The 24,448-nt window shown below is 65.5% G+C and carries 23 protein-coding genes; 10 read left to right on the top strand and 13 right to left on the bottom strand.

Annotated elements, in window-relative coordinates:
• Window positions 1-615: ABC transporter ATP-binding protein (locus CEY11_RS24445; RefSeq protein WP_088606040.1), on the top strand; the 615-nt coding region annotated here is incomplete at its 5' end.
• Entirely contained in the window at window positions 612-1,343 is a 732-nt protein-coding gene (locus tag CEY11_RS24440) for an ABC transporter ATP-binding protein (RefSeq protein ID WP_088606039.1), read from the top strand. The genes CEY11_RS24445 and CEY11_RS24440, both read left to right, overlap by 4 nt.
• A 168-nt stretch (window positions 1,344-1,511) precedes the next feature.
• Here the strand turns inward: CEY11_RS24440 and CEY11_RS24435 are convergent, their stop codons facing one another.
• Complete coding sequence (locus CEY11_RS24435) at window positions 1,512-2,444, bottom strand: LysR family transcriptional regulator (protein WP_088606038.1); 933 nt, start codon at window positions 2,442-2,444, stop codon at window positions 1,512-1,514.
• 120 nt (window positions 2,445-2,564) lie between these two features.
• Between CEY11_RS24435 and CEY11_RS24430 the strand changes: the two genes are divergently transcribed.
• From CEY11_RS24430 to CEY11_RS24420, 3 genes are all read left to right on the top strand, one after another.
• Window positions 2,565-3,776, top strand: a complete 1,212-nt coding sequence (locus CEY11_RS24430; RefSeq protein WP_088606037.1) for a mandelate racemase/muconate lactonizing enzyme family protein — start codon at window positions 2,565-2,567, stop codon at window positions 3,774-3,776.
• Complete coding sequence (locus CEY11_RS24425) at window positions 3,773-4,576, top strand: amidohydrolase family protein (protein ID WP_088606036.1); 804 nt, start codon at window positions 3,773-3,775, stop codon at window positions 4,574-4,576. Before CEY11_RS24430 ends, CEY11_RS24425 begins: the two co-directional genes overlap by 4 nt.
• A gap of 82 nt (window positions 4,577-4,658) precedes the next feature.
• On the top strand, window positions 4,659-5,645 hold the full coding sequence (locus CEY11_RS24420) for a Bug family tripartite tricarboxylate transporter substrate binding protein (protein WP_198958983.1): 987 nt from the start codon (window positions 4,659-4,661) through the stop codon (window positions 5,643-5,645).
• A gap of 75 nt (window positions 5,646-5,720) precedes the next feature.
• Here CEY11_RS24420 and msrA read toward each other — a convergent pair whose 3' ends face one another.
• The 3 genes from msrA to msrB form a co-directional block, all read right to left on the bottom strand.
• Window positions 5,721-6,476, bottom strand: coding sequence for a peptide-methionine (S)-S-oxide reductase MsrA (gene msrA / locus CEY11_RS24415; protein ID WP_088606054.1), 756 nt, complete (start codon window positions 6,474-6,476; stop codon window positions 5,721-5,723).
• 178 nt (window positions 6,477-6,654) lie between these two features.
• Window positions 6,655-8,541 (bottom strand): cytochrome c biogenesis protein DipZ, encoded by a 1,887-nt coding sequence (locus CEY11_RS24410; RefSeq protein WP_088606034.1) that lies wholly within the window; start codon window positions 8,539-8,541, stop codon window positions 6,655-6,657.
• 4 nt (window positions 8,542-8,545) lie between these two features.
• Window positions 8,546-9,064 carry a peptide-methionine (R)-S-oxide reductase MsrB gene (msrB, locus tag CEY11_RS24405; protein WP_088606033.1) on the bottom strand — a complete coding sequence of 173 codons (519 nt, stop codon included), beginning with the start codon at window positions 9,062-9,064 and terminating at the stop codon, window positions 8,546-8,548.
• A gap of 553 nt (window positions 9,065-9,617) precedes the next feature.
• On the opposite strand from msrB, the gene CEY11_RS24400 reads away from it, so the two are divergent.
• Window positions 9,618-10,532: a hypothetical protein gene (locus CEY11_RS24400; RefSeq protein WP_143323042.1), complete on the top strand. Its 915-nt coding sequence runs from the start codon at window positions 9,618-9,620 to the stop codon at window positions 10,530-10,532.
• Window positions 10,533-10,927: 395 nt separating this feature from the next.
• Here CEY11_RS24400 and CEY11_RS24395 read toward each other — a convergent pair whose 3' ends face one another.
• From CEY11_RS24395 to CEY11_RS24385, 3 genes are all read right to left on the bottom strand, one after another.
• Complete coding sequence (locus CEY11_RS24395; protein ID WP_088606031.1) at window positions 10,928-11,878, bottom strand: CysB family HTH-type transcriptional regulator; 951 nt, start codon at window positions 11,876-11,878, stop codon at window positions 10,928-10,930.
• A 71-nt stretch (window positions 11,879-11,949) separates the two neighbouring features.
• Complete coding sequence (locus CEY11_RS24390) at window positions 11,950-13,443, bottom strand: CoA-acylating methylmalonate-semialdehyde dehydrogenase (protein ID WP_088606030.1); 1,494 nt, start codon at window positions 13,441-13,443, stop codon at window positions 11,950-11,952.
• 97 nt (window positions 13,444-13,540) lie between these two features.
• Entirely contained in the window at window positions 13,541-14,755 is a 1,215-nt protein-coding gene (locus tag CEY11_RS24385; protein WP_088606029.1) for an ABC transporter substrate-binding protein, read from the bottom strand.
• 308 nt (window positions 14,756-15,063) lie between these two features.
• Here CEY11_RS24385 and CEY11_RS24380 point away from each other — a divergent pair, with 308 nt between their 5' ends.
• Window positions 15,064-15,987, top strand: a complete 924-nt coding sequence (locus CEY11_RS24380; RefSeq protein WP_088606028.1) for a LysR family transcriptional regulator — start codon at window positions 15,064-15,066, stop codon at window positions 15,985-15,987.
• A gap of 22 nt (window positions 15,988-16,009) precedes the next feature.
• Here CEY11_RS24380 and lptF read toward each other — a convergent pair whose 3' ends face one another.
• The gene (gene lptF, locus CEY11_RS24375) at window positions 16,010-17,134 is read right to left on the bottom strand and encodes an LPS export ABC transporter permease LptF (protein ID WP_088606027.1); all 1,125 of its coding nucleotides are present in this window, start codon (window positions 17,132-17,134) and stop codon (window positions 16,010-16,012) included.
• A gap of 66 nt (window positions 17,135-17,200) precedes the next feature.
• Here lptF and CEY11_RS24370 point away from each other — a divergent pair, with 66 nt between their 5' ends.
• From CEY11_RS24370 to CEY11_RS24360, 3 genes are all read left to right on the top strand, one after another.
• Complete coding sequence (locus CEY11_RS24370; protein WP_088606026.1) at window positions 17,201-18,709, top strand: leucyl aminopeptidase; 1,509 nt, start codon at window positions 17,201-17,203, stop codon at window positions 18,707-18,709.
• Window positions 18,710-18,717: 8 nt separating this feature from the next.
• The gene (locus tag CEY11_RS24365) at window positions 18,718-19,158 is read left to right on the top strand and encodes a DNA polymerase III subunit chi (RefSeq protein ID WP_088606025.1); all 441 of its coding nucleotides are present in this window, start codon (window positions 18,718-18,720) and stop codon (window positions 19,156-19,158) included.
• Between the two features lie 363 nt (window positions 19,159-19,521).
• Window positions 19,522-20,235, top strand: coding sequence for a Bax inhibitor-1/YccA family protein (locus CEY11_RS24360; RefSeq protein ID WP_088606024.1), 714 nt, complete (start codon window positions 19,522-19,524; stop codon window positions 20,233-20,235).
• A 148-nt stretch (window positions 20,236-20,383) separates the two neighbouring features.
• Here the strand turns inward: CEY11_RS24360 and rarD are convergent, their stop codons facing one another.
• Genes rarD through rnc form a run of 5 tightly spaced genes read right to left on the bottom strand, consistent with a single transcriptional unit; the run spans window position 20,384 to window position 24,443 of the window.
• Window positions 20,384-21,280, bottom strand: a complete 897-nt coding sequence (gene rarD, locus CEY11_RS24355) for an EamA family transporter RarD (protein WP_088606023.1) — start codon at window positions 21,278-21,280, stop codon at window positions 20,384-20,386.
• On the bottom strand, window positions 21,280-22,104 hold the full coding sequence (locus tag CEY11_RS24350; RefSeq protein ID WP_233155060.1) for a PIN domain-containing protein: 825 nt from the start codon (window positions 22,102-22,104) through the stop codon (window positions 21,280-21,282). Before CEY11_RS24350 ends, rarD begins: the two co-directional genes overlap by 1 nt.
• A gap of 8 nt (window positions 22,105-22,112) precedes the next feature.
• The gene (recO, locus tag CEY11_RS24345; protein WP_088606021.1) at window positions 22,113-22,703 is read right to left on the bottom strand and encodes a DNA repair protein RecO; all 591 of its coding nucleotides are present in this window, start codon (window positions 22,701-22,703) and stop codon (window positions 22,113-22,115) included.
• On the bottom strand, window positions 22,696-23,682 hold the full coding sequence (gene era, locus CEY11_RS24340; RefSeq protein ID WP_088606020.1) for a GTPase Era: 987 nt from the start codon (window positions 23,680-23,682) through the stop codon (window positions 22,696-22,698). The genes recO and era overlap by 8 nt, the downstream gene beginning before the upstream one ends.
• Window positions 23,679-24,443, bottom strand: a complete 765-nt coding sequence (rnc, locus tag CEY11_RS24335) for a ribonuclease III (protein ID WP_088606019.1) — start codon at window positions 24,441-24,443, stop codon at window positions 23,679-23,681. Before rnc ends, era begins: the two co-directional genes overlap by 4 nt.
• Window positions 24,444-24,448 lie beyond the last annotated feature (5 nt).

Below are 24,448 nucleotides of genomic sequence, written 5' to 3'. Positions count from 1 at the left end.
GCCGGCAAGACCACGCTCATCAGCCTGCTCAGCGGCACGCTCGCGCCCACCGAGGGCGAGGTGTATTTCAAGGGCCAGCCGATCAATGCCATCCCCGCCTACAAGCGGGCACGGCTGGGTATCGGGCGCACCTTCCAGATCATGCGCCCCTTTCCTGGCCTGTCGGTGCTGGACAATGTGGCGGTGGGGGCGCTGTTCGGGCGCGGCGGCGGCGAGAAGAAGCTGCGCGTGGCGCGCGAGAAGGCGCGCGAATGCCTGGACTTCGTCGGCCTGGGCCGGCACATCGAGCAGCGCGCCGAAGAACTGGGCGGGCCCGACCGCAAGCGGCTGGAACTGGCCAAGGCCCTGGCCATGCAGCCGCAGGTGCTGCTGTGCGACGAAGTCATGGCGGGGCTGAACCTGACCGAAATCGACGAAGTCATCGAGGTCATCCGCAAGGTGCGCAGCCAGGGCATCAGCGTGCTGGTCATCGAACACGTCATCAAGGCCATCAAGACGCTGTCGGATCGCATCATGGTGCTGCACCACGGCGAGAAGATCGCCGACGGCGCGCCCGCCGAGGTGCTGGCCAACCAGACCGTCGTCGAAGCCTATCTGGGAAAGAAACGCGCATGAACCCGAGTCCGCAAAGCAATGCCCCGCTGCTGCAGATGAGCGGCGTGTCGGCCGGCTACGGCGAGATGCTGGCGCTGGAAAACGCCAACCTCGAAATCCGCGAATCCGAGATCGTGGCCCTGGTGGGCAGCAACGGCGCGGGCAAGACCACCCTGTTGCGGGTGCTGTCGCGCCTGCTGCCCTGCAGCGGCGAGATCCGCTACCAGGGCCGGCCCATCAACGGCAGCACGCCCGACCAGGTGTTCGAGCAGGGCATGGTGCAAGTGCCCGAAGGGCGGCAGCTGTTCGACCGCATGTCGGTGCAGGACAACCTGCTGATGGGGGCCTACCACCGCAAGAACCGCAGCGAGGTGGCGCAAGACCTGGAACGCATCTACGGGCTGTTCCCGCGCATGGCCGAGCGGCGCAAGCAGCTGGCCGGCAGCATGTCGGGCGGCGAGCAGCAGATGTGCGCCATGGCGCGGGCCATGATGGCGCAGCCCAGGTTGCTGATGGTCGACGAGATGAGCCTGGGCCTGGCCCCGATCATCGTCGACCAGCTGATGGAAGTGCTGCTCAGCATCCGCAGCCAGGGCGTCACCGTGCTGCTGGTCGAGCAGGACATCCACCTGGCGCTGGCCACCGCCGACCGCGGCTATGTGCTGGAAACCGGCCACATCGTGCGCAGCGGCCCGGCCAAGGAACTGATCGACGACCCCGAGCTGCAGAAGGCGTATCTGGGGCTGTAGGCCGGCGAGCGGCGGCGCACTAAGCCCGGCGCTCATCGACCCGCAAATGCGGCCCCTGTTAGTGTGAACAGGCCCTAGAGCACTTTCAGTTCAGGCCTTTACACCCTTCGAGGCATTGCTTCAGACGAGTACCGCGGGAAATCCGTAAACATTTGAGCCACAATCGCTCTAGCGGCCGCCACGGGCCTCGTCCCCAGCGGACTGCGCGTTCAGCAGCAACGCACTGTCCCACAGCGACATGCCGCTTTCATCTTCCATGCCGCGCTTGCGGAACAGCCGGACATCGACCGGCACATCCCAGCTCACATCGCCGGCACGCTGCAGGACACCGTGCTGCAGATCGTCCTGGATGATGCTGGCAGGCAACCACGCTATGCCGCGGCCCTCACGAACCATGGTCAGCAGCAGCACAGCCAGATGCGAGGTGAATACCGTGATCGTCGATACGCGGCCGCGCTTGAGGACGCCGGTGCTCGCCAGAATTCGGTGCAGCCCGGACTCGGGCGCATAGGCCAACAGCGGCAGAGGCTCAGTCGGCTTGCCAGGCAGCTGCCATGCGGCGCTTTGCTGCCCGGCCAACACGGGCACCAGGCAGTCGGTCGCTACGGTCAGAGACTCAAACCGGTGGCTATCCAACAGGCTGGATGCAGAATCATGATGATGGCAGAGCAGGAACTGAACCTCGTCCGCCGCCAAGGCTTCTTCACATTCCTTCATGCTGTGCGAAACGAGGCGGACAGCGCCCAGGCTAGTGAGCCGCTCGAGCCTGCTCAGCCACGTAGGGAAAAAATTGAGCGACAAGGAATGAGTCGCAGCGAAACGCAGCGCCGGCATCGCAGCGCCGGCCAGGCGGCGCGCTTCGAGCCGGCCTTCTTCCAGACGTGACAGGCACTCGTCCACGAAGGTACGGAAGCGCTCGCCGCCCGCAGTCAGGGCAACCGGCTGCACGCCCCTATCGAACAGCTTTGCGCCGACCCATTCTTCGAGGCTTCTGATACGGCGGCTGAACGCTGGCTGCGTCACATTGCGCAGGTCGGCCGCCCTGGAGAAATTCCGAACCCGGGACAGAGTCTCGAAGTCTTTCAAGCTCTCAAGATCCATCCTTCCTCATCCCATGCATCGATTGGATAAAAAATCGGCATTGGCCTTGCAGGATCCAAGCCGACTAGAATTTCCCGCAATATCAAGCGTTGAACGGGAATCCACAAGCTCAGATCGACCATGAAAATTATACACATCCGCGAAAAAACTCTGTCCATCGGCGCCGACATCGCCAACGCCTACATCGATTTCAACAAAATGACCTGCTCGGTCGTCGCCGTCGTCACGGACGTCATGCGCGACGGTCGACCGGTGATCGGTTATGGATTCAACTCCAACGGCAGGTATGGACAGGGCGCCATGATGCGCGAGCGGTTCATCCCCCGCCTGCTGGAAGCGGCCCCGGATGCGCTGGTCTCCCGGACGGAAGACAATCTCGACCCGTTCGCCGCCTGGGATCTGATGATGTCCAACGAAAAACCCGGCGGCCACGGCGAACGTTCAGTGGCCGTGGGAACCATCGACATGGCGATCTGGGACGCCGTGGCCAAGATCGCCGGCCAGCCGCTGTATCGCTATCTGGCCAACAGATACCGCAACGGCGTGGCCGACGACAAGGTCTGGGTCTACGCCGCCGGCGGATACTACCGGCCGGGCAAAGGACTGAAGGGGCTGCAGGACGAAATGCGCAGCTATCGCGACAGAGGCTACAAGGTCGTGAAAATGAAGATCGGCGGTGCGCCGCTGGATGAAGATCTGCGGCGCATCGAAGCCGTGCTCGAAGTCGTCGGAGACGGCAATTGCCTGGCCGTCGATGCCAACGGGCGCTTCGACCTGCAGACCGCATTGCGCTATGCCGAAGCATTGAAGCCCTATGGCCTGTTCTGGTATGAAGAAGCGGGCGATCCGCTGGACTATGCACTGCAGGCGGAAGTAGGCCGCAGCTACGGCAGGCCGATGGCAACGGGCGAGAACCTGTTCTCGCACCAGGATGCAAGAAACCTGCTCAATTACGCCGGGCTCGACCCGGCACGGGATTGGCTGCAATTCGACTGCGCATTGTCGTACGGCCTGGTTGAATATACCCGTACCCTCGAGGTACTGCGGGAGCGGGGCTGGTCGCCGCGCCGCGTGGTGCCGCACGGCGGCCACCAGATGTCGTTGAACATCGCCGCCGGACTGCACCTCGGAGGCAATGAGTCGTACCCGGACGTGTTCGCACCCTTCGGCGGATTCTCGGACGACGCCGCCGTGGTCGACGGCTACGTGGGTTTGCACGACGTTCCGGGCGTAGGCTTCGAAGCCAAGCGCAACCTCTACGAGGTTCTGTCCACGCTCCATCCGGACATCGGCCGAGGCCCCATCATCAGCCTGCCCTCCTTTCCGGCATGAACAGCATACACATCGTCGACACCCACTGCCACGCCTGGGACGATACTTGCAGGTACGTGACGGGCACGGCCTACACGCCGCGGCAAGCCGTGCCGCTGGATGCGCTGCTGGCGCAATGGGACAAACATGGAGTGGCATCCGGGGTACTGGTGCAGCCGAGCTTCCTCGGCACCGATAACGCGTACCTGCTGAACGCCTTGAGCCTCAACCAGAAACGGCTGCGCGGAGTGATGGTCGTCGATCCCTTGCGCGACCTCGCCCGCATCGACTCCCTGCACCAGGCGGGAGTACGCGGCTTCCGCTTCAATCTGATCAGCAGTGGCGCAGCACTGCCCAATTTCACTCAGCCACCGTGGCGCGCATGGATTCGTGCCGCGCAGGGTTGCGGATGGCACATCGTCATGGCCGGTTCATCCCGGCAGCTCGCCGAGACCCTGCCGCAAACGGCCGACACGAATCTGCCCGTCGTCATCGACCACTGGGGGCTGCCCGACCCGCTGTCAGGCACGGCCTGCACACATTGGCGCCGATGCCTCGATCTTGCACGGCGCTACCCGATCTGGTTCAAGCTGTCGGCCCCCTACCGCCTGAACGGGCTGCGCCCCGACGCGCTGCTGCCCGAGATCATCGCCGCGGTGGGCCTGCAGCGCGTGCTGTGGGGCAGCGACTGGCCCTGCACGCGCCACGAAGATCAACGCGACTTCACCGCACTGCTGCGCTTGCCGGATCTTCCGGGTCATGACGCAGTGCCGCTCCTGCAGCACTGCGCCGCCAACGCTGCAACGCTATACCGGATATGACTTCATATCCCGAATGATCTCAGCGGCATCCGCCCGGCCATCGGGGCCGGATGCCACGCCAACCCAGTACAGGAGACAAGCCATGGATATAAGAAAATGGAAACATTGGATGGGGATATCAGCGCTGCTGTTCGCGTGCGCAGGCGCGTACGCGCAACCGCAACCGTATCCGACGCGATCGATAACGCTGGTCGTGCCCTTCAACGCCGGCGGGCCGACGGACACTCTCGCCCGCATTCTCGCCCAGTCCTTGGGCAAACAGTTGGGCCAGAGCGTAGTGGTGGAGAATATCGGCGGGGCCGGTGGTACGCTGGGCGCGGCACGCGTCGCCAAGGCGAACGCCGACGGCTATACCTTGTTGATGGATCACCTCGGGCTGGCCACAGCGCCCACACTCTACAAAAACCTGCCCTACGACACGCGCACCGCCTTCAGCGCAGTCGGCCTCATCACCGAAGCGCCCATGGCGATCATAGTTCGCCCTGCCCTGCCGGCACATACGCTGAAAGACCTGGCAACCCTGATGAAAGAACGGCCCGGCGATATAGTTTTCGGCCACTCGGGCCTGGGCGGAGTCGATCAATTGTGCGGCCTGCTCTTGATGACGGCGGCCCACAGCCGTTTTCAGCTCATTCCCTACCGCGGCAACGCGCCCGTGATGGCGGACATGCTGGGCGGCAGGGTCGACGTCACTTGCAGTCAGCTTGCAAGCGCCGCGGGATACATCACATCGGGCAAAGCGCGCGGCCTGGCCATGACCGCGGCCAAGCGTTCGCCCGTGTTGCCCGACCTGCCCACGACCCGCGAGGCCGGCCTGCCGCAAGTGGATATCACCGTCTGGAATGGACTGTTCGCCCCCCATGGAACGCCCGCGCCCGTCATACAGCGGCTGGCTCAAGGGCTGCAAGCCGCGCTCAAAGATCCCGAACTGTCCGCCCGGTTCCTCAAACTCGGTACCGAGCCCGAAAGCGCTGCCCTGGCCACGCCGGCGGCACTCACGCAGCGCCTGAATCGGGAGATCGACCGCTGGGCTCCCGTCATCCGATCCGCCCAACAGTATGCCAACTGACCAGGGCAGGCGGGACGTTCACCCAAGCGCAGGCGAGACCATGCACGCCTGCGCGGGCACCAGCAGGCTTTCCCGCTATGACGGCCGCACCAGCACCGGATCCGGGCGGTACAGCTTCGGGTACATCTGCTTCAGGGCCCGCACCTTGGGCAGGTCGTTGATCACAATATACGGATAGCTGGGATGGCGCACCAGGAAATTCTGGTGATAGGCCTCGGCCGGATAAAAGCTGCGGCCGCTTTCCAGGCGCGTGACGATGGGCTTGCCGTACACATGCGCGGCGTCCAGCTGCGCAATATAGGCCTGCGCCACCTGGCGCTGCGCCGCATCCACCGGGAACAGCGCCGAGCGGTATTGCGTGCCCGTGTCCGGCCCCTGGCGATCGAGCTGCGTCGGATCGTGCACCACCGAAAAGAAGATGCGCAGCAACGTGCCGTAGCTTACCTGTTGCGGATCGAACGTGACCTCGACTGATTCAGCGTGGCCGGTGCCGCCCTCGCTGACGACCTCGTAATGCGCGGTGTCCGCGGCGCCGCCGGCATAGCCCGAAACGGCGTCGCGCACGCCACGTACATGCTGGAACACGCCCTGTACGCCCCAGAAGCAGCCGCCGGCAAAGACTGCATGCTCTACCGTGGCCCCGCCCGCGGGCTCGTCCTGGGCGGGCTTGGGTACCGCCACTGCACGCTCGGGCATGCCAAAGGAATAGGCCGCGCCCTGCCACGCCAGCAGGCCGGCGCCGGCCGCAATCGCCCCGCCTAGGGCCACACGCAAGAAGCCGCGCCGGCCCACCGGGGCCGCGCCACGCCGTATCGAATCAAAGTTACCCATGGCCATGTACTCCCATGCTTTCAGCCTGCGGCGGCCGACCGGCACGCCTCCTTTGCCCAGACTCTTCAGTGCGGGCCGCAACAAGCGCCGGCCCGCTCCCCGCTAACATACTTCCCTCAACCAGCCTGCCCGCTCCCCCACTAACATACTTCTCTCAACCAGCCTGCCCGCCGACGATTCAACCGAAGGTGAAGGCATACGCCGATACACCCGGATCGAGAAACTCGATGGTGAAAGTATGGTTGGCCACCTCGCCCGGCTGGCGCAGCAACTGGTACAGGCGCTGCTCCGTCACCACACCCGTGCCGTCCGCCGCCACATCGACCCCGTGCGCGGCGCCCGGCGCATGGCCGTCCAGCATTACCTTGAAGCGCACCGGCTTGCCATCGCTGCCCGGCCCCAGCACCAGGTGCAGGTCGCGTGCATGAAAGCGGTACACGATGCGGCCGGTGCCGCCTACCAGCGTCGCGCGCTCGCCGCCTATATTCCACTTGCCCTGCAGCCCCCAGCGATTCAGCCCCAGCAACTGCGGCGTATCGTACGAGGCCGCCACGTCATGCTCGGCCGGCCCCGAGGCAAAGCCGCGCGCCCGTTCGTAGCCCAGATAGGTCTCCGGCGACTTGACGTCGTTCATGTCCGCGGCCTGCTCGATGCCCTGGCCGCGTACCTGGCTCGTGCCCGACGGCACAGCCTGCGCCCCGGCCTCGCGCAGCAGCTGCTGGATCACCTGTTCCGACTTGGCGTAATCGCCCTCGCCGAAATGGTGATAGCGGATACGCCCCTGCGCATCGATGAAATAATGCGCGGGCCAGTACTCGTTGTTGAAGGCGCGCCAGATCGCGTAATTGTTGTCGATCGCCACTGGGTAATCGACCCCCAGCTTGCGCACCGCCCGCTGCACATTGCCGATATCGCGCTCGAAGGCGAATTCCGGCGCATGCACGCCTATTACCACCAGCCCCTGGTCGCGATAGCGATCCGCCCAGGCCTTGATATAAGGCAGGCTGCGCAGGCAATTGATGCATGAATACGTCCAGAAATCGATCAGCACCACCTTGCCGCGCAGGCCCTGCGCGGTCAGCGGCGGCGAATTCAGCCACTGCACCGCCCCGTCCAGCGACGGCATCATGCCCTCGACCGGCAGCGTCAAAGCGGGCGCCGGTGCCGCGGCACGCATCGCGGCGCCACCTTGCATCGCCATCTGCATGGCGGGCGCCGCACCGCCTTGGCCGCCTTCTTGGCCGCTTTGGCCAGCCTGGCTGCCCACCGGATCGCCTGCCTGGCCTCCAGCCTGGCCCGCTGCTTGAGCGCCCACTTGGCCGCCCGCCCGACGCACGCCATGCCCGTCCGCCAGACGGGTCACCAGCGACTGCTCCAGCCCATTGGTAGATGCCAGGGACACCTGCGCCAGCACGCCGGTATCCAGGCCCAGCGCAATCGCCAGCACCCCCGCCAGCACGGCGCCGCCCAGTATCCGCCGCAACCATTCTCCGGCGCCCAGAAAACGCTTCAGTGCCGCCAGCACCCGTCCGCCCAGCAGCAAAGCCACCGCCAGCGACGTCGCTGCTCCCAGCGCATAAGCCAGCAGCAAAGCGGTCGACCCCAGGTTCGCCCCCTGCAGCGCCGCCCCCGTCAGCACCAGCCCCAGAATCGGCCCCGCGCACGGCGCCCACAGCAAGCCCGTAGCTACCCCCAGCAGCAGCGAGGCCCACACACTCGGCTCGCCCCCGCCCTGCCCCGGCCGCGACAAGCGGTCTCCGGCCCGCACCAGCGGATGCGCCAGGCGATCCGCCAGGCGCGGCAACAGCAGTGCCAGGCCGAACAAAGCCAGCAAGGCCAGCGCCAGCCAGCGCCCGTACTGATTGGCCGACACCACCCACGACCCGCCCACCGCGGCCAGCGTCGCCACCAGCGCGAAAGTCAGCGCCATGCCGACCAGCAGCGGCAGGCCGCTGCGCGAAAAACGCTGGCCGCTGCGCGTGAACACAAAAGGCAGCACCGGCAAGATGCAGGGGCTGAGTATGGTCAACACACCGCCCAGATAGGCAAGCAACAGAATCAGCATGGCTTTACGCAGCTCCCGGCTTGAAACTCAGCGCCAACCCATCCATGCAATAGCGCAGCCCCGTCGGCTTCGGGCCATCGTCGAACACATGCCCCAAATGCCCGCCGCAGCGCGCGCAATGCACCTCTGTGCGCAGCATCCCGAACGTCCTATCCTCGTGCGTACCGATCGCACCATCCAGCGGCTTCCAGAAGCTGGGCCAGCCCGTATGGCTTTCGAACTTGGTGCGCGACGAATACAAGCGATTGCCGCAGCCCGCGCACGAAAAAATACCGGCGCGATGCTCATCATTCAAAGGACTGGAATAAGGCGGCTCGGTGCCTTCCTGGCGCAATATCTTGTACTGCGCCGGCGTCAGCCGCGCACGCCACTGCGCATCGGTCAAAGTAAACGGAAAGCGCTGGGCCGGCGCCCCGTCCGCAGCCCGCGCCGCCCCCGGCACCAGCCCCGGAAACAGCACCGCTGCCCCCGCCGCCACCGCGGCCCCTGCACCCGCCAATACAAATTGCCTGCGTGTCGCCATGACATCCTCCGTCGAAACGATGGATCGCGCCCAGTGCACAGGTCGTAGCCAGCGACCTATAGAAACCAGCGATCCCGATGCCCATAATGTACCGCCGCGGCCATTACGAAAACCTCATCGAATATTAAACATTTCGTGATAACTGGCCGCCCCATTCAGGAATTAGCCGCCGGATAGGCGATGATGGGCTGGACACGGGGAACGAGGTTTCGCGCCATAGCCGGGTCGAGCCCTCGGCCAGCAGGAACTTCTGGCCCACACCCGCGCCTCGATCCCCCACGACCGCGGCTGCATCTCCCGAACATATCGGTTGGCGACCGCGGCGGTGCCTTCTGCTGTCGCAGTGGACGTTATTTTCATGGCATGACGCTACTCGCCGGGCCGACTGATCGCGCGTCAATGGCCGCCGCGCTATGTTTGGACGTTATGTTTGGACGTGTACGAAACGGTTGATTCAGGTTAATCTAGCCATAGGGGGATTTTGGGGAAACGTTGGGGAGCCGAAAAAATGCAATGTCCGAAATGCCAGTCGGGGAATGTCCAGCTTTGCTCAATGGCCTATGAACAAGGCACGACTACGACCACAACAAGCGGCACGGCGACGGGCCAGAGCATGGGGTCTTCGACGCAGGGAGGTTTCGGCGTCGCCCAACATAATATCCAGACGTCATCGACCAGCACGACCAGAACCCGCTTTGCCCAAAGGGCTGCGCCACCCAACAACTGGATAGCCGCACCCTTGGTGCTGCTGGTTCTGCTCGGCGGCATCTACGGAATCCTGCTGATTCCCGGCACGCTTCCACCCCAGAACTGGCTGTTGCTGCTCATGAGTCTACCGGCCTATTGGCTGTATCGCCTTATCCGCAGCCCGAAATACCGCGAGGCGCGCGCGTTGGGAAAAGCAGTGGATATGCGCGGCTTGCGGCAATATTTTCGTCCCCGACGACGGTCAATGAGCAGCGGCAGAAACTATCGGCAAGAGCGGAGGGCGAAAATGCTGCAGATTTCAACATTGGCGGCGGCCGCCGTCGGACTGGCTTTTGGAACGGCGACGCAAGCAGCCCCGCCGCATTACCCACAGACAGCGGCAGTCGGCGGCCAGCCGACCGCTGCCGAGACTGCAGTGGTTCGCGGCGTCCTTGGCCGCTCCTTCGGCAAGGAATGGACGGATTACGAAAAGACGGGCCAGCACATCCGTTTCACCGTGGGCCATGCCGATCTCAACGGAGACGGACGGCCCGACCTGCTGGTTTCACTGAACGATTCCGGCTTCGGCTATTGCGGTTCGGGCGGATGCGCGGGCTATGCGATCTTGGCAACGCCGCAAGGCTATGCGCCCAAGGCTATCGAACTCGCCTATTTCTTTGAGAAAGCCATCGTTCTGCCGACCGTGCATAACGGGATGCACGACCTTCGCTATGACAATGCCAGCAAGACCTTCAGGTGGAACGGCAAGGGTTACTCCTGAACCCTTTATGCAGGGCGGGTGCCAAGCCATGGCGGCACAGTGACAAGTGCTTTTCGATCATCCCGACGGGCAAGCCAGAGGGGGCCCCAAATCCAGGCCGCACCGAAAGAACCCGGCCCCCGACGCACCAAAGCATCAGTCCTGCACCCGTCTACAAAACCAGCGGAGAGAACGGGGTGCCTCCCGGAGGTGAGTAGGGTATCGAACCGGAGGGAGACACCCCGTTCTAGGCCGCGTCTGAAGAACCCGGCGCCCCGACGTACCGAAACCCCAAACTACACACTACGACGACTAAACCGACCAAACAAAATCCCAGCCAAAAAACTACGGCCCGTCCAAGAACGGGCCGCAACGCAAAACCACACACCGCCCGCCAGGGCGGTAAAGGCAAACCCTCACTCCTTCCGCACCGCATTATCCACCGCCTCCTGCACCACATCCCGGGTCAGATTCGGCGCCAGCATCTCCAGCAGCACATACACATAATCCCGCAGGAACACCCCCGCCTTCACCGCCACATTCGTCACATGCGTGCCGAACAAATGCCCCGCCGGCAGCCCCACCAGCCCCTTGTCGCGGCGCGGGTCGAACGCCATCCCGGCGATGATTCCTATCCCCATCCCTACGCCCACATACGTCTTGATCACATCCGCGTCGATCGCCTCCAGCACGATATCCGGCGTCACCCCCTTCGCCGCGAACATCTCGTCGATCGTGCAGCGCCCCGAAAACGCGTGGTCGTACGTCACGATCGGATAGCGCCCCAGCTGTTCCAGCGTCAGCTTCTTGGCCGCGCTGGACGTCAGTTCGGCCAGCGGATGATCCGGGCGCACCACAATCACATGTTCCCAGGAATACACCGGCAGCGCCGCCAGCCCGGGCGTCACATTCAGCGTCTCGGTTGCGATCGCCACGTCGGCCTGCTCGTGCAGCAGCATCTGCGCCAGATGCGGCGGATTGCCCTCAGCCAGCGACAGGCGCACCTTGGGGAATTTTTCGCGGAAGGCTGGAATCACCCGCGGCAGAATATAGCGTGCCTGCGCATGCGTGCAGCCGATTACCAGCCCGCCCTCGTCGCGCCGCGCGAACTCGTCGCTGACCTTCTTCAGATTGTCGACCTCGCGCATGATGCGGTCGATCACGTGCGACACCACCGCTCCCGGCTTGGTCAGGCCCTTGATGCGCTTGCCGTGCCGCTCGAAGATCTTGATGCCGAGCTCGTCCTCGAACTCGATAATCGCCTTCGAGACGCCCGGCTGCGAAGTGAACAGCGTGCGCGCCGCTTCCGTCAAGTTGAAATTGCGCCGTATGGTTTCACGGACGAAGCGGAATTGCTGTAAGTTCATAAAAATGGCCCTTTAGGAAGGGCCATTATATGTTATATAAGAATAAATATTAATTATTTTTAGTAATATGTTTACTTCATCGAGATCGTAGTATTCACCTCTTTGTGATGCGCCGCCCAGCGTGCCGTCACCGTCTTGGTCTGCGTCCAGAACAGCACCGCCTGCTTGCCGTTGGGCCCCAGGTCGCCCAGCTTCGACGCGCGCGAGCCCGTGAAGCTGAACCATGCCACTGGCACCGGAATCGGCAGATTGATGCCGACCTGGCCCACGTCGATATTGTTCTGGAAGTAGCGCGCCGCGCCGCCGTCTTGCGTGAAGATCGACACCCCATTGCCGTTCGGATTGCGGTTGATGAATTCCACCGCCTCTTCCAGCGTGTCCACCCCCACCACGCACAGCACCGGCCCGAACACCTCTTCCTTGTAGATCGCCATATCGGCGGTCACATTATTGAACACCGTCGGCCCCACGAAATTCCCCTGGGCATAGCCGGCGACCTCGATACCGCGCCCGTCCAGTACCAGTTCCGCGCCTTCCTTCGTGCCCTGCTCGATCAGCGCCTCGACCCGCTTGCGCGCATTGGGCGAGACCAGCGGCCCCAGGTCGGCGCCGCGATCGACGCCCGCGCTGACCTTGAGCTTGCGCGCCCGCTCGACGAAGTCGGGCAGCCAGTCGCGCGCCTCGCCCACCAGCACCGCCACCGAAATTGCCATGCAGCGTTGCCCGGCCGCGCCGAACGACGCCCCCAGCAACTGATTCAGCGCCGCCTCGCGGTCGGCATCCGGCATCACGATGCTGTGGTTCTTGGCACCCATCATCGCCTGGCAGCGCTTGCCGGCCTCGGAGGCGCGGCGGTAGATATGTGTACCCACGTGCGTCGAGCCGATGAACGACAGCGCCTTGATGTCGGGATGGTCGCAGATGGCGTTGGCCATGTCGGGGCCGCCATGCACCACGTTCAGCACTCCGGGCGGCAGTCCGGCCTCCAGCGCCAGCTGCGCCAGCAGCAGCGAAGAGCTCGGATCCTGCTCGGACGGCTTGAGGATGAAAGTATTGCCCGCCGTGACCGCAACCGGGAACATGAAGCTCGGCAACATGATGGGGAAATTGAAGGCGGTGATGCCCGCGCACACGCCCAGCGGTTGTATCAAAGTATATACATCTATGCCCGTGGCGGCATTCTCGGCATACTCGCCCAGCTGCAGCGTAGCCATCGAGCACGCATGTTCGATGACTTCCAGCCCGCGGCCCACCTCGCCTTCGGCATCCGGCAGCGTTTTGCCGTGCTCTTGCGTGATCAGCTCGGCCAGCCTGGCGGTATTGTCGCGCACCAGCTTCTGCAGGTTCAGCATGACCCGCACCCGCGCGCTCTGGCTGGTATTGCGCCAGGCCTGGAACGCGCGCTTGGAATCGGCCACGGCCAGGTCGAGCTCTTCGCGGGTGGCGAACGGCACCTGCGCCACGACTTCCTGCGTGGCGGGATTGACCACGTCACGCCATTCGCTGGTCTTGGATTGAACCAGCTTGCCTCCGATCAACAGAGGGACACGGGGTACGGCACTCATCAGGGTCTCCTTCGCGCATCGGCGACGCGCTCATCTAGTAGTTGGCGGCGGGGGCCCCAGGGCGGGGCGCCCAGGCTGCACCCCACGCGCTGTGGGATCAGCTCTTCTTCACCAGCGGGCAAGTCGATTGCGACAGCGGTTGGAACGCATCCTTGGCGGGAATGGTCGCCACCAGCTTGGAATAGTCCCAATCGCTCTTCGATTCGGCCGGCGCCTTGACCTCGTACAGGTACATGTCGTGTATGACACGCCCGTCGGGCCGTATCGAGGCGTGGTGCATGATCGGATCTTTGATCGGAAGCTTGCGCATCTCGGCGGCGACCACGTCGCCCTTGGTCGAGCCCGACGCCGCCACGGCCTTCAGGTAGTGCAGCACACTTGAATATACACCCGCCTGGGTCATGGTGGGCTTCAGGCCCTTGTAGGCCTGGGCGAAGCGCGCCGACCACTTGCGCGACGCAGCGTCGAAGTCCCAGTAGAAGCCATCCACATAGGTAAGGCCCTGGGCATTGGCCAGGCCCAGCGCGCGCAAGTCGGACAGGAACACCAGCAGCGCCACCAGGCGCTGGCCCCCCTTGACGATGCCGAACTGGCGTGCCTGCTTGATCGCATTGACCGTGTCCTGGCCGCCGTTGGCCAGGGCCACCACCTGCGCCTTCGAGCTTTGCGCCTGCAGCAGGTAAGAGGCGAAGTCGGCCGTGTTCAGCGGATGCAGCACCGAACCCACTACGGTGCCGCCCAGCTGCTTGACCATCTCGGCCGCGCCCTTTTCCATCGAGTGGCCGAAGGCATAATCGACCGTGAGGAAGTACCAAGACTTGCCGCCCTTGCGCACGGTCGCCTTGACGCCCCCTACCGACTGCGAATAAGTATCGAACATCCAGTGGAACCCCACCGGCGAGCAACTCTTGTTGGTCAAGTCGGTGGTGGCCGGGCCCGAGAACATCGCCACCACGTTCTTTTCCCTGGCCACTGCCTGCACCGCCAGCGCCACCGCCGAATTGGTCAGGTCGGCCAGCGCCGTGACGCCGTCGCGGTCTATCCATTCGCGCGCCTTGGCCGCGCCCACGTCGGCCTTGTTCTGATTGTCGGCCGACACCAGCTCGACGTGCATGCCCTTGCACTCGGCCTTCAGGCAGTCGTCTATGGCCATCCTGGCCGCCGCCACCGAGCCCGCTCCGCCCATAGAGGCATAGGGCCCGGACATGTCCGTGAGCACGCCGATCTTGACGGGTGGAATGGTCTCGGCCTGCGCGCCGGCCGCAAGGCCCAGGCACAGCGCCGCCGTCAATGACAGGGAAAATTTCTTCATGGGTAGTCTCCGTTGTAGCGTTATAGGTCTTGGCAGTACATACCGGACGCCGCCCCGGGAAGGCAGCCGTTATGCCGCAACGGCTCGCCACTGGCCGGCCTGGCGCCCCGCCCGGGCGATCCACAGGTTCGCCGGACAGGACACAGCCGCAGTGTAGTTGTCTAAAAAACTTATGACCATGCAAATATTTGCACATTCCTTGCTAATATTTGCACAAGCAACGCGCCCCCGCGACGCCCCCGGACGGCCCCGCCGATCCGGGCACTGCGGGCGCCATGGCGCCGGCCCGCGGCCGGCATCGGAGACCTATGCTGGATTGGGACGGCCTACGCTATTTCCTGGAAGTGGCGCGCACCCAGCGCGTCAGCGCCGCCGCATTGCGGCTGGGCGTGCAGCACAGCACGGTCTCGCGCCGCGTGCAGGCGCTGGAACAGAGCCTGGACACCGTGCTGTTCGACAAGTCCAAGAGCAGCGGCTTCACCCTCACCGAAGACGGGCAGCGCCTGTTCGCCTATGCCGAGCAAATGGAGGGCGCCCTGCTGTCGGCCCGCGAAGAGCTTTCCGGCATCGGCCAGACACTGTCCGGACACCTGCGTGTGGGCTGCACCGAAGGCTTCGGCAACTACGTGCTGACGCCGCTCATGACCGACTTCCTGGGGCGCTATCCGGGCCTGACCCTGGACATCCTGCCGGTGCCGCGTTTCATCAGCCTGTCCAAGCGCGAGGCCGATCTGGCCATCGCCCTGGAGCAGCCGCAGCGCGGGCCCTACATCTGCACCCGGCTGACCGACTATGAACTCAGGCTCTACGGCACCCACGGCTACCTCGAACGCTGCGCCCCCATACGCGAGCGCGCCGACCTGGCCGGACACATCTTCATAGGCTACGTGGAAGAGCTGGTGTTCAGCGACAAGCTGCGCTACCTGGAGGACGTGCTGCCCAACAGCCGCGTGGTATTCAAGAGCACCAGCGTGATCGCCCAGTACCACGCCGCCTTGCGCGGCGGCGCGCTGGCCGTGCTGCCCTGCTTCATGGCAGCCCAGGACAACCGCCTGCGGCCGGTGCTGCAGGATCAGGTGGTGATTACCCGCAGCTTCTGGATGTACTGCCACGAAGACCTGCGCCGCTCCAAGCGCGTCATGGCGTTGTGGGATTACCTGAAGAGCGCGGTGCAGCTCAATGCGCCGCTGCTGCAGGGCCGCGCCGACCGGCTGCAATACCCGCAGGCCTAAGGCCCGTCGACGCCAAAAGGCCCTAGCCCGCCGGCTCCGCGGCCGGCCCCGGATCCTTCGGTGCCTTGATGCGCAGCTTGCGCCACATCATGTAGATCATCAGCGCGGTGAACAGGGCATGCACCAGCCAGACCCCCAAGCCGAAGCTGAGCTGGCCCTTGCCTATCCAGCCGCGGCATAGATTGATCAGGTTCATGTACAGCAGCGCCACCAGGCCGGCGATCAGCACATCGCCCGAGCGCCCTAGGCGTGGATTCACGGCACCCAGCGGAATCGCCAGCAGCGCCAGGTTCAGCGCCGCCAGCGGCAGCGCCAGGCGCCACATGAGCTGCGAGCGCGCATCGTCGGTATGATCGCTCACCAGCTGTTCGGTGGGCCGCGCCTTGATCTGGCGCTCGGCCATCTCGCGCGCCACCTTCAGCGAGCCCGAATCGTTCTTGCTTTCCAGGCGGAACCCGTAGCGCTTGAAGTCGAACAGCCGCAGATCGGGCTTGCCCGGCTTGAGGTCGTAGCGGTGGCCCTGGCTCAGGATCAGGAAGCGGTCGCCGTCCGGCTCGGTTTCGACGCGCGCGCTGTCGGCCGAGATCACGCTGAGCCATTCGGGGTCGATGACGCGGGCGATCACCTTGCCCAGCTGGTCGCCCGGCTTGGTGGGGTCTTCGGCGAAGAACACCCGCTTGCCGTCCTCGGTCTCGATGAACTGCCCAGCCGTGACCTTGGACAGGTCGGAGCGCTGTTCATAGCGCTGGCGGTACTCGGCGATCTGCCGATAGGCCCAGGGCGAGGCGACCAGGGTCAGGATGGCGATGAGTATCGCGGCCGGCACGGCGCAGCGCAACACCGGCGGCACCCAGTCCTTGAGCGACAGGCCGCTGGTGAACCACACCACCATCTCGGACTCGCGGAAATTGCGGGTGACCGCGGTCAGCACGGCGATGAACAGCGACACCGACAGGATCACGGGCAGCGCCGTGATGCTGGAAAATGCCGCCAGGCCCAGCACCACGTCGGCGCCGATATTGCCGTTGGCCGCCTCTCCGAGCAAGCGCACCAGCAGTACACTGAGCCATACGATCAGCAGCGTGGAAAACACCACGCCGGCATGGCTCATGATCTCGGAGACTACGGAACGCTTGAATAGAGACATGGGAAAATATGCGAGATAATCAACAGCATCTTACAGGCAACCCGCAGCATTACTTGGAAAACGCGCATGGAATTTAGCACACTGACCACCGCATCACTGCACCAGATCAAGACGGCCGCGCTGGCCGTGGGCGCCTACACCGACGGCATGCTGACCCCCGCCGCCGACGTCATCGACCGCGCTAGCCACGGCGCTCTGCGCGAAGTACTGAAAAGCGAATTCCAGGCCAAGCCCGGCAGCCACCTGGTGCTGCGCAAGCTCGAAGGCGTCAGCGCCGCACGCGTCATTTTAATCGGCCTGGGCAAACAGCAGGCATACAGTGCCGCCGTGCATGCCAAGGCCGAGCAGGCCTTCGCCAATTACTGCGTGCAGGCCCGCCTCACCGAAGCCGTGTCCACGCTCGCCGCCACGGAATGCGCCACGGCCGGCCTGGCGCAGCGCGCCCAGGCCGCCGCCGCGGCCGCCGGCCAGGCCGCCTACCACTACGACGCCACCTTCGGCAAACGCGAGCGCAACGATGCGCCGCGGCTCAAGAAGTTCGCGCTGTCGGTCACCCGCGCCCAGAACGCCGAGGCGCAGCGCGGCCTGCACCTTGGCGCCGCCATCGCGCAGGGCGTAAACCTGGCGCGCGAACTGGGCAACCTGCCCGCCAATGTCTGCACCCCCACCTACCTGGGCGGCGTGGCCCGCAAGCTGGCCCGCGAATTCAAGAGCCTCAAGGCCGAGGTGCTCGACCGCAAGCAGATCGAATCCCTGAAAATGGGTTCGTTCCTTTCCGTAGCGCGCGGCTCCTACGAGCCGCCGGCCTTCATCATCCTCAAGCACACCCCGCCGGGCGCCAAGGGTGCCGGCAAGTCGCGCAAGGCGCCGATAGTGCTGGTGGGCAAGGGCATCACCTTCGACGCCGGCGGCATCTCGATCAAGCCCGCGGCCAGTATGGATGAGATGAAGTACGACATGTGCGGTGCGGCCAGCGTGCTCGGCACCCTGCGCGCCGTGGCCGAGATCGGCCTGGAACAAGAAGTCATAGGCCTGATCCCGGCCTGCGAGAACCTGCCCAGCGGCCGCGCCAACAAACCGGGCGACGTCGTCACCAGCATGTCGGGCCAGACCATAGAAATCCTCAACACCGACGCCGAAGGCCGCCTGGTGCTGTGCGATGCCCTGACCTACGCCGAACGCTACAAGCCCGCCGCCGTCATCGACATCGCCACGCTCACCGGCGCCTGCATCATCGCCCTGGGCCACGTCAATTCGGGCCTGTTCAGCACCGACGACGCGCTGGCCGACAGCCTGCTGCAGGCCGGCCGCCAAGCCCAGGACACCGCCTGGCGCCTGCCGCTGGAAGACGCCTACCAGGAACAGCTGCAGTCGAACTTCGCCGACTTCGCCAACATCGGCGGCCGCGCGGCCGGTTCGGTCACCGCGGCGTGCTTCCTGTCGCGCTTCACATCGGCCTACCCCTGGGCCCACCTGGACATCGCCGGCACCGCCTGGCGCAGCGGCGGCAAAGAAAAAGGCGGTACCGGCCGCCCCGTGCCGCTGCTGGTCCAGTACCTGTTGAGCCAGGCCTAGGAGGGCCCATGGCGCGGGTGGATTTCGCCTTCGGTGCGCCCGACCGGCTGCGCATGGCCTGCACGGTGGCGCAGCGGCACTACACGGCCGGGCGCGCCCTGGTGGTGTACAGCCGCGACGCGCTCACGCTGGCACGCATCGACCGCCTGCTGTGGGGCTTCGAGGCCACCGCCTTCCTGCCCCATGTCGCGGCCACGGATCCGCTCGCCCCGGCCACCGTGGTGTGGCTGGCCGACCAGGTACCGGCCACGCCACCGGCCGGCGCCGCCCTGCCGGCCTGGCTCATCAACCTCGACGCCGATTGCCCGCCTGGCATCCAGGCCTACGAACGCGTGCTGGAAATCGTCTCCGACGACCCCGACGACCGGCAGGCGGCGCGCGCCCGCTGGCGCGTGTACCAGGCGGCCGGGCACGATCTGCACGCCCACGACGTGTCGGGCCGGGCCTGACCGCGCGCGGCGGGACGCCAGTGCGCTGCAGCAAATATCGGGAACCAAACCCGCCCGCCGCCCTCTAAGTATTCAAGGGCGGGGACGGCGCACGCGCGCCTCGCGGCCGGTTGCCCGCCGGCACGCAGCCGACGCCTGTCGGCCGTCTCCCGACCCCCCTTCGTTCTTTTGCTGGCTCTCATGCCGGCTGCCGACCATCCGGCCTCGGATGCCGAGGCACAGCCATCGTCGCGGCGCTTGATTGTTCAGCTATTTGTCAGCTATTCTATAGACCATAGCAGCCAAAGTAATAAGTTGTAGACTACGGGGTTGACATGGCGGCACCTCGCCGCTTGCGCACAGCCCCCCACACAAGGACTCACCATGAGCGATTTTCGGCAAGCCCCCCTTCCCTCCCGCAGCGGCTATGGCGCCGCGCCGGGCGAAGTCGTGCGCAACCGGGTGTTGCGCAATACGTACTGGCTCCTGACGCTGTCACTCATACCCACGGTGCTCGGCGCGCTGGTTGGGCTGTATACCGGCGTCAACCAAAGCATGGGGGCCAATCCTGGCACCAGCGCCATCATCTTCCTGATCGGCGCCTTCGGCCTCATGTTCCTCATCGAGCGCAACAAGAACAGTTCGCTGGGCGTGGCCCTGCTGCTGGGCTTCACCTTCTTCATGGGCATCATGCTCTCGCGCCTGCTGGGCGCGGTCATGGGCCTGGCCAACGGCACCCAGCTCATCATGCTGGCCTTCGGCGGCACCGCCGTGGTGTTCGGCGCCATGGCCAGCATCGCCAGCACCACCAAGCGCGATTTCTCGCACCTGCAGAAGTTCCTCTTCATCGGCGCCGTGGTGCTCATCGTGGCGTCGCTGGCCAATATCTTCCTGCACCTGCCGGCGCTCATGCTGACCATCTCGGTCATGGCCATCGTCATCTTCTCGGCCTTCCTGCTGGTCGACCTGCAGCGCGTCATCAACGGCGGCGAAACCAATTACGTCAGCGCCACGCTGGCCATTTACCTCGACCTGTACAACGTGTTCGTCAACCTGCTGATGCTGCTGGGCGTGCTGGGCGGCAACAACCGCAACTAGGGCCGGGCCGGGCGCGGCCCGGTTCGAATACGGCCCCGCCTGCAAGCCCATCCCAAAACGAAGAAGCCCGCATTGCGGGCTTCTTCGTTTCGTGCCAGCACATGCTCGAGACACTATGCGGCCAGGCGCCGGGGCCATGCTGGCCGCTTCAAGCCGGCCGGTGCCGCGCCTCCTTCAGCCACAGCAGCCCGCCCTCGCCGGCAAGCAGCAGCACCGCCATCCAGATGGGTATGTAGGTCAGCCAGGCGCTGGCGGCCACGGGCTCGCCCAGCAGCAGGAAAGCCACCCAGAACAGCAGTACCGGCTCCACATAGCCCAGCAGGCCGAACAGCGCCAGGGGCAGCATGCGGCTGGCCGACAGATAACAGGTCAGAGCCACGGAGCTGAGCACGCCCAGCAGCGGAATCAGCACTAGCAGCCGCGGCGCCGCCACCAGTTGCACCCACAGGCTCGGCTGCTGCGTGGCGATCACGAACAGCGCCGCCGGCGTCAGCAGCAGCATGTCCGACCACAGGCCGGCCAGCGATCCCAGGCGTATCTTGCGCCGCAACATGAAATACGGCGGATAGCCGAACATCACCAGCGCGGTGGCCCAGGAAAACGTGCCCAGGCGCAGCACCTCGTGCACCACGCCCACGGCGGCGGCGGCCACCGCCAGCCACTGGGCGCGGCTGAGGCGCTCGCCGTAGAAGCAGCGCCCCACCAGCACCATCACCAGGGGCATCAGGAAATAGCCCAGCGATACGTCCAGGGCCATGCGATGCAGCGGCGCCCAGGTAAATAGCCAAAGCTGCACGCCCAGCAGCGCGGCGCTGACGAGCAGCGCGCCGCCATAGCGCCACTGCGCCCGGGCGCGCTGGGCGCAGCGCGCCACCTCGCCCCAGGCGCGGCCGCGCGAAATCAGCACGGCCAGGAAAGGCACGGCCAGCAGCACGCGCCAGGCGAAGATCTGCGTGCCGGTGACCGGCGGCAGCACCGTCGAGTAGTAGTACAGCAGGGCGAACAGGCTCGAGGACGCGATCGCCAAGGCTATGCCCTGCTTCATCACGACTGGCTCCTCGTGCGTTTTTGCTGGGCTTGGGCTTCCCCCGGCCTTGCTGCGCCTGGCGGCTTCGGCCGCATTTCGTCCTGCCTGGCGTGGCTGCCTTGTCCACCCTGCCCGCCCTGGCCGTGCCACAGCTTGCGCAGGCGGTACAGGCGCTCGCGCCCCAGCACCTCGTGCAGCGGCGGCGCAGCCTCGATCTGCGCCAGTTCCTGCGCCAGCGATTCCAGGGCGTCGCGCAGCGGCCCGCCATGCGCCGCCCAGCACAACTCCAGGTAGCGGTCGGGCTCGTACAGCTGCAGGCCCAGGCCGCGCAGCTCCCGGCGGTCGAAGTCCTTCAGATTGCGGGTCAGGATGGCGGCAGGCTGCCCTGGCCAGCGGGCCAGCGCGGCGCGGCCCGCGGCGACCACGTGCCAGTCTTTCGGGTCACTGTAGCGCAGGCCTTGCTTGTAGGCCTCGACCTCGCCCAGGTCGGCCTGCGGGAAGTCTCGCTGCAAGGCCTGCCATTGCGCCGCCACCTCGTCAGCCGGCACATCCCAGAGGCGCGCCGCGTTGCGCCGCCACTCTTCACCGATGACACGGCTCCATGCCGGCCGCAGGCAGCCCTGCGCCGCCAAATGCAGCAGCAGCCGACGCAGCACATTGGAAATCAGCACGCAGGTATCGAGCAGCAGCACCGCCGGCGGCGCGGCGCCTGCGGCCGCCCCGTCCGGGGAAGGCGTATCCGGGGCCGGCACGGATATGGCCGCCGGGCGCGCGGCCTCGCGCGGCGTACCGCCTCGCTGCGCCTGGCTGCGCGGCATATCGGGGTTTCGGGCCGGTGACATCGTCGGCATCAGTAGCGCTGCAGTTCCATCAGCACCTTGCGGGTGCGCAAGGGCCGGCCGGCCAGCAGTTCGTCGAGCCGCTCGCGCAGCATGGAGCGCAGGCGCGGCTCGCTGCGCGCGTCCTCGAAATCGGGCTCGGGCGCATCGATGCCGTAGCCGGTCTCCTGCAGCAATATCCATTCGAAGCGGCGCAGCGCCCCGGCCGCCGACGAACCCTGCCGGGCCAGCAGGTCGAGGGCGGTGTCATAGGCGCCGTACAGAACCGGATGCGGATCTTCGCGCGGCAGCAGGCGCAGCAGCAGTTCGTTCATGTACCAGGCCGACATGTGCGCGCGCCCCGCCAGCGGCCTCACGCCCGCGCACTCGGCGCGCGTCAGCGTCTTGACCTCGCCGGCGCCGCTCCAGGACAGATCCAGCGGCTGGAACATGGACAAGACGGGACGCAGCACCGAATACGGCCGCTTGGCGCCCTTGGCCACCAGGGCCACGCAGCCATGGTCGCGGGTGAACGCCTGCAGTATCAGCGAAGTCTCGCGCCAGGGCGCCGTGTGCAGCAAATAGCCCGCGGCCTCGTGCACCCGCGCGCCGCGGCTACTCATAGCCCAATTCGCGCAGCGCCCCTTCGCGGTCGGACCAGCCCTTGCGCACCTTGATGTAGACCTCGAGGTGCACCGGCTTCTCGAGCAGGCGCTCGATGTCCTGGCGCGCCTCGGTGGCGATGCGCTTCATGTGCGCGCCGCCCGTGCCCAGCAGTATGGGCTTGTGGCTGTCGCGTTCCACCACCACGCAGGCGGCGACTCTTGCGCCCTTGTCGGTTTCTTCCCATTGCTCGATGACGACCGTGCAGCCGTAGGGCAGCTCGTCGCCGACCAGGCGGAATATTTTTTCGCGCAGCAGCTCGGCGGCGATGAAGCGCAACGGCCGGTCGGTAAGCGTATCGGCCTCGAACATGGCCTCGCCTTCGGGCAGCCGGGCGGCGATCTCGCCCAGCAGATTGTCCAGCTGCACCCCGCGCAGCGCGCTGACCGGCACCACCGCATCGTAGGGATACTGGCTCATGATCTTGCCCACGTACGAGAACATCTCGTTCTTGTCGCGCAGCGCGTCCACCTTGTTGACGGCCAGGATGGCACGGCGCCCCTTGGGCAGCAGCGGCACCAGCTGAGCATCGCCCGCCGACCATTTGCCGGCCTCGACCACGTGCACCACGACGTCCACGTCGGCCAGCGCCTGGGTCACCACGCGGTTCATCATGCGGTTCATGGCGCCGCCGTGACGGGTCTGGAAGCCCGGGGTGTCGACGAAGATGAATTGCTCGTGGTCGCGGGTCAGCACCCCGTGGATGCGATGGCGCGTGGTCTGGGCCTTGCGCGAGACAATGGAGATCTTGCTGCCGATGAGCGCATTGGCCAGCGTCGACTTGCCGACATTGGGCCGGCCCACGATCGCCACGAAGCCGCAGCGAAACCCTGCGCTCTCGGACGCCGCGGAAGACGAATCGCCTTCGTGCCGCTGCGCGGCGCTCTCTACCTGCGAGGGCGCGCGCCCTGCGGGCGGCCGCACATCACCTTCTTTCATGTACCGCTTTCCTGCGAAACCGCCACCGGCAGGGATAACTGCGCCGACTTGCGGGGGCGGCCGCGCCGCGTCCCCTTGCCCGGGCCCAGGGCCTCGACCGCGGCAATGGCCAGGGTGGCGGCCGACTGCTCGGCGGCGCGGCGGCTGGTGCCGCCAGCCGTCACCTTGATATCGAGCTTGGCGATGGCGCATTCGACCTCGAAGGTCTGATTGTGCGCCGCACCATGCGTCGCGACTACGGTATATACCGGCAGGTCGATCCGGCGCCCTTGCAGCAATTCCTGCAGCAGCGTCTTGGGGTCTTTGCCCAGCGTCTTGGGGTCTATGTGAACCAGTATGGGGGCATACAGCCTGGCTATTACCCGATGCGCGGCATCGAAGCCCGAATCGAGGAACACCGCGCCGAAAACCGCTTCGAGCGCGTCGGCCAGAATGGAAGGACGACGAAAGCCGCCGCTTTTTAGCTCGCCCTCGCCCAGCCGCAGGTACTGCGACAGCGAGAGCTTCTGGGCGATATCGGCCAGCGAGGCCTGCTTGACCAGGGCAGCGCGCAGGCGCGACAGATCGCCCTCGTCGATGCGCGCAAAACGCTTGAACAGCAGCGCGGCAACGGTGAAATTCAGCACCGAATCACCGAGGAATTCCAGGCGCTCGTTGTGGCGCGCGCTGTGGCTGCGGTGAGTCACGGCCTGCTCGAGCAGCGCAATGTCCTGGAACGAGTATTCCAGGGCCGATTCGAGAGAGGCTAGACTGCTGGTCATCTGAA

This window comes from Candidimonas nitroreducens, assembly GCF_002209565.1.
GTDB lineage: Bacteria > Pseudomonadota > Gammaproteobacteria > Burkholderiales > Burkholderiaceae_B > Candidimonas > Candidimonas nitroreducens.
Note: the sequence above shows the minus strand (reverse complement) of the source record. Positions and strands in the feature narration are given on the sequence as shown.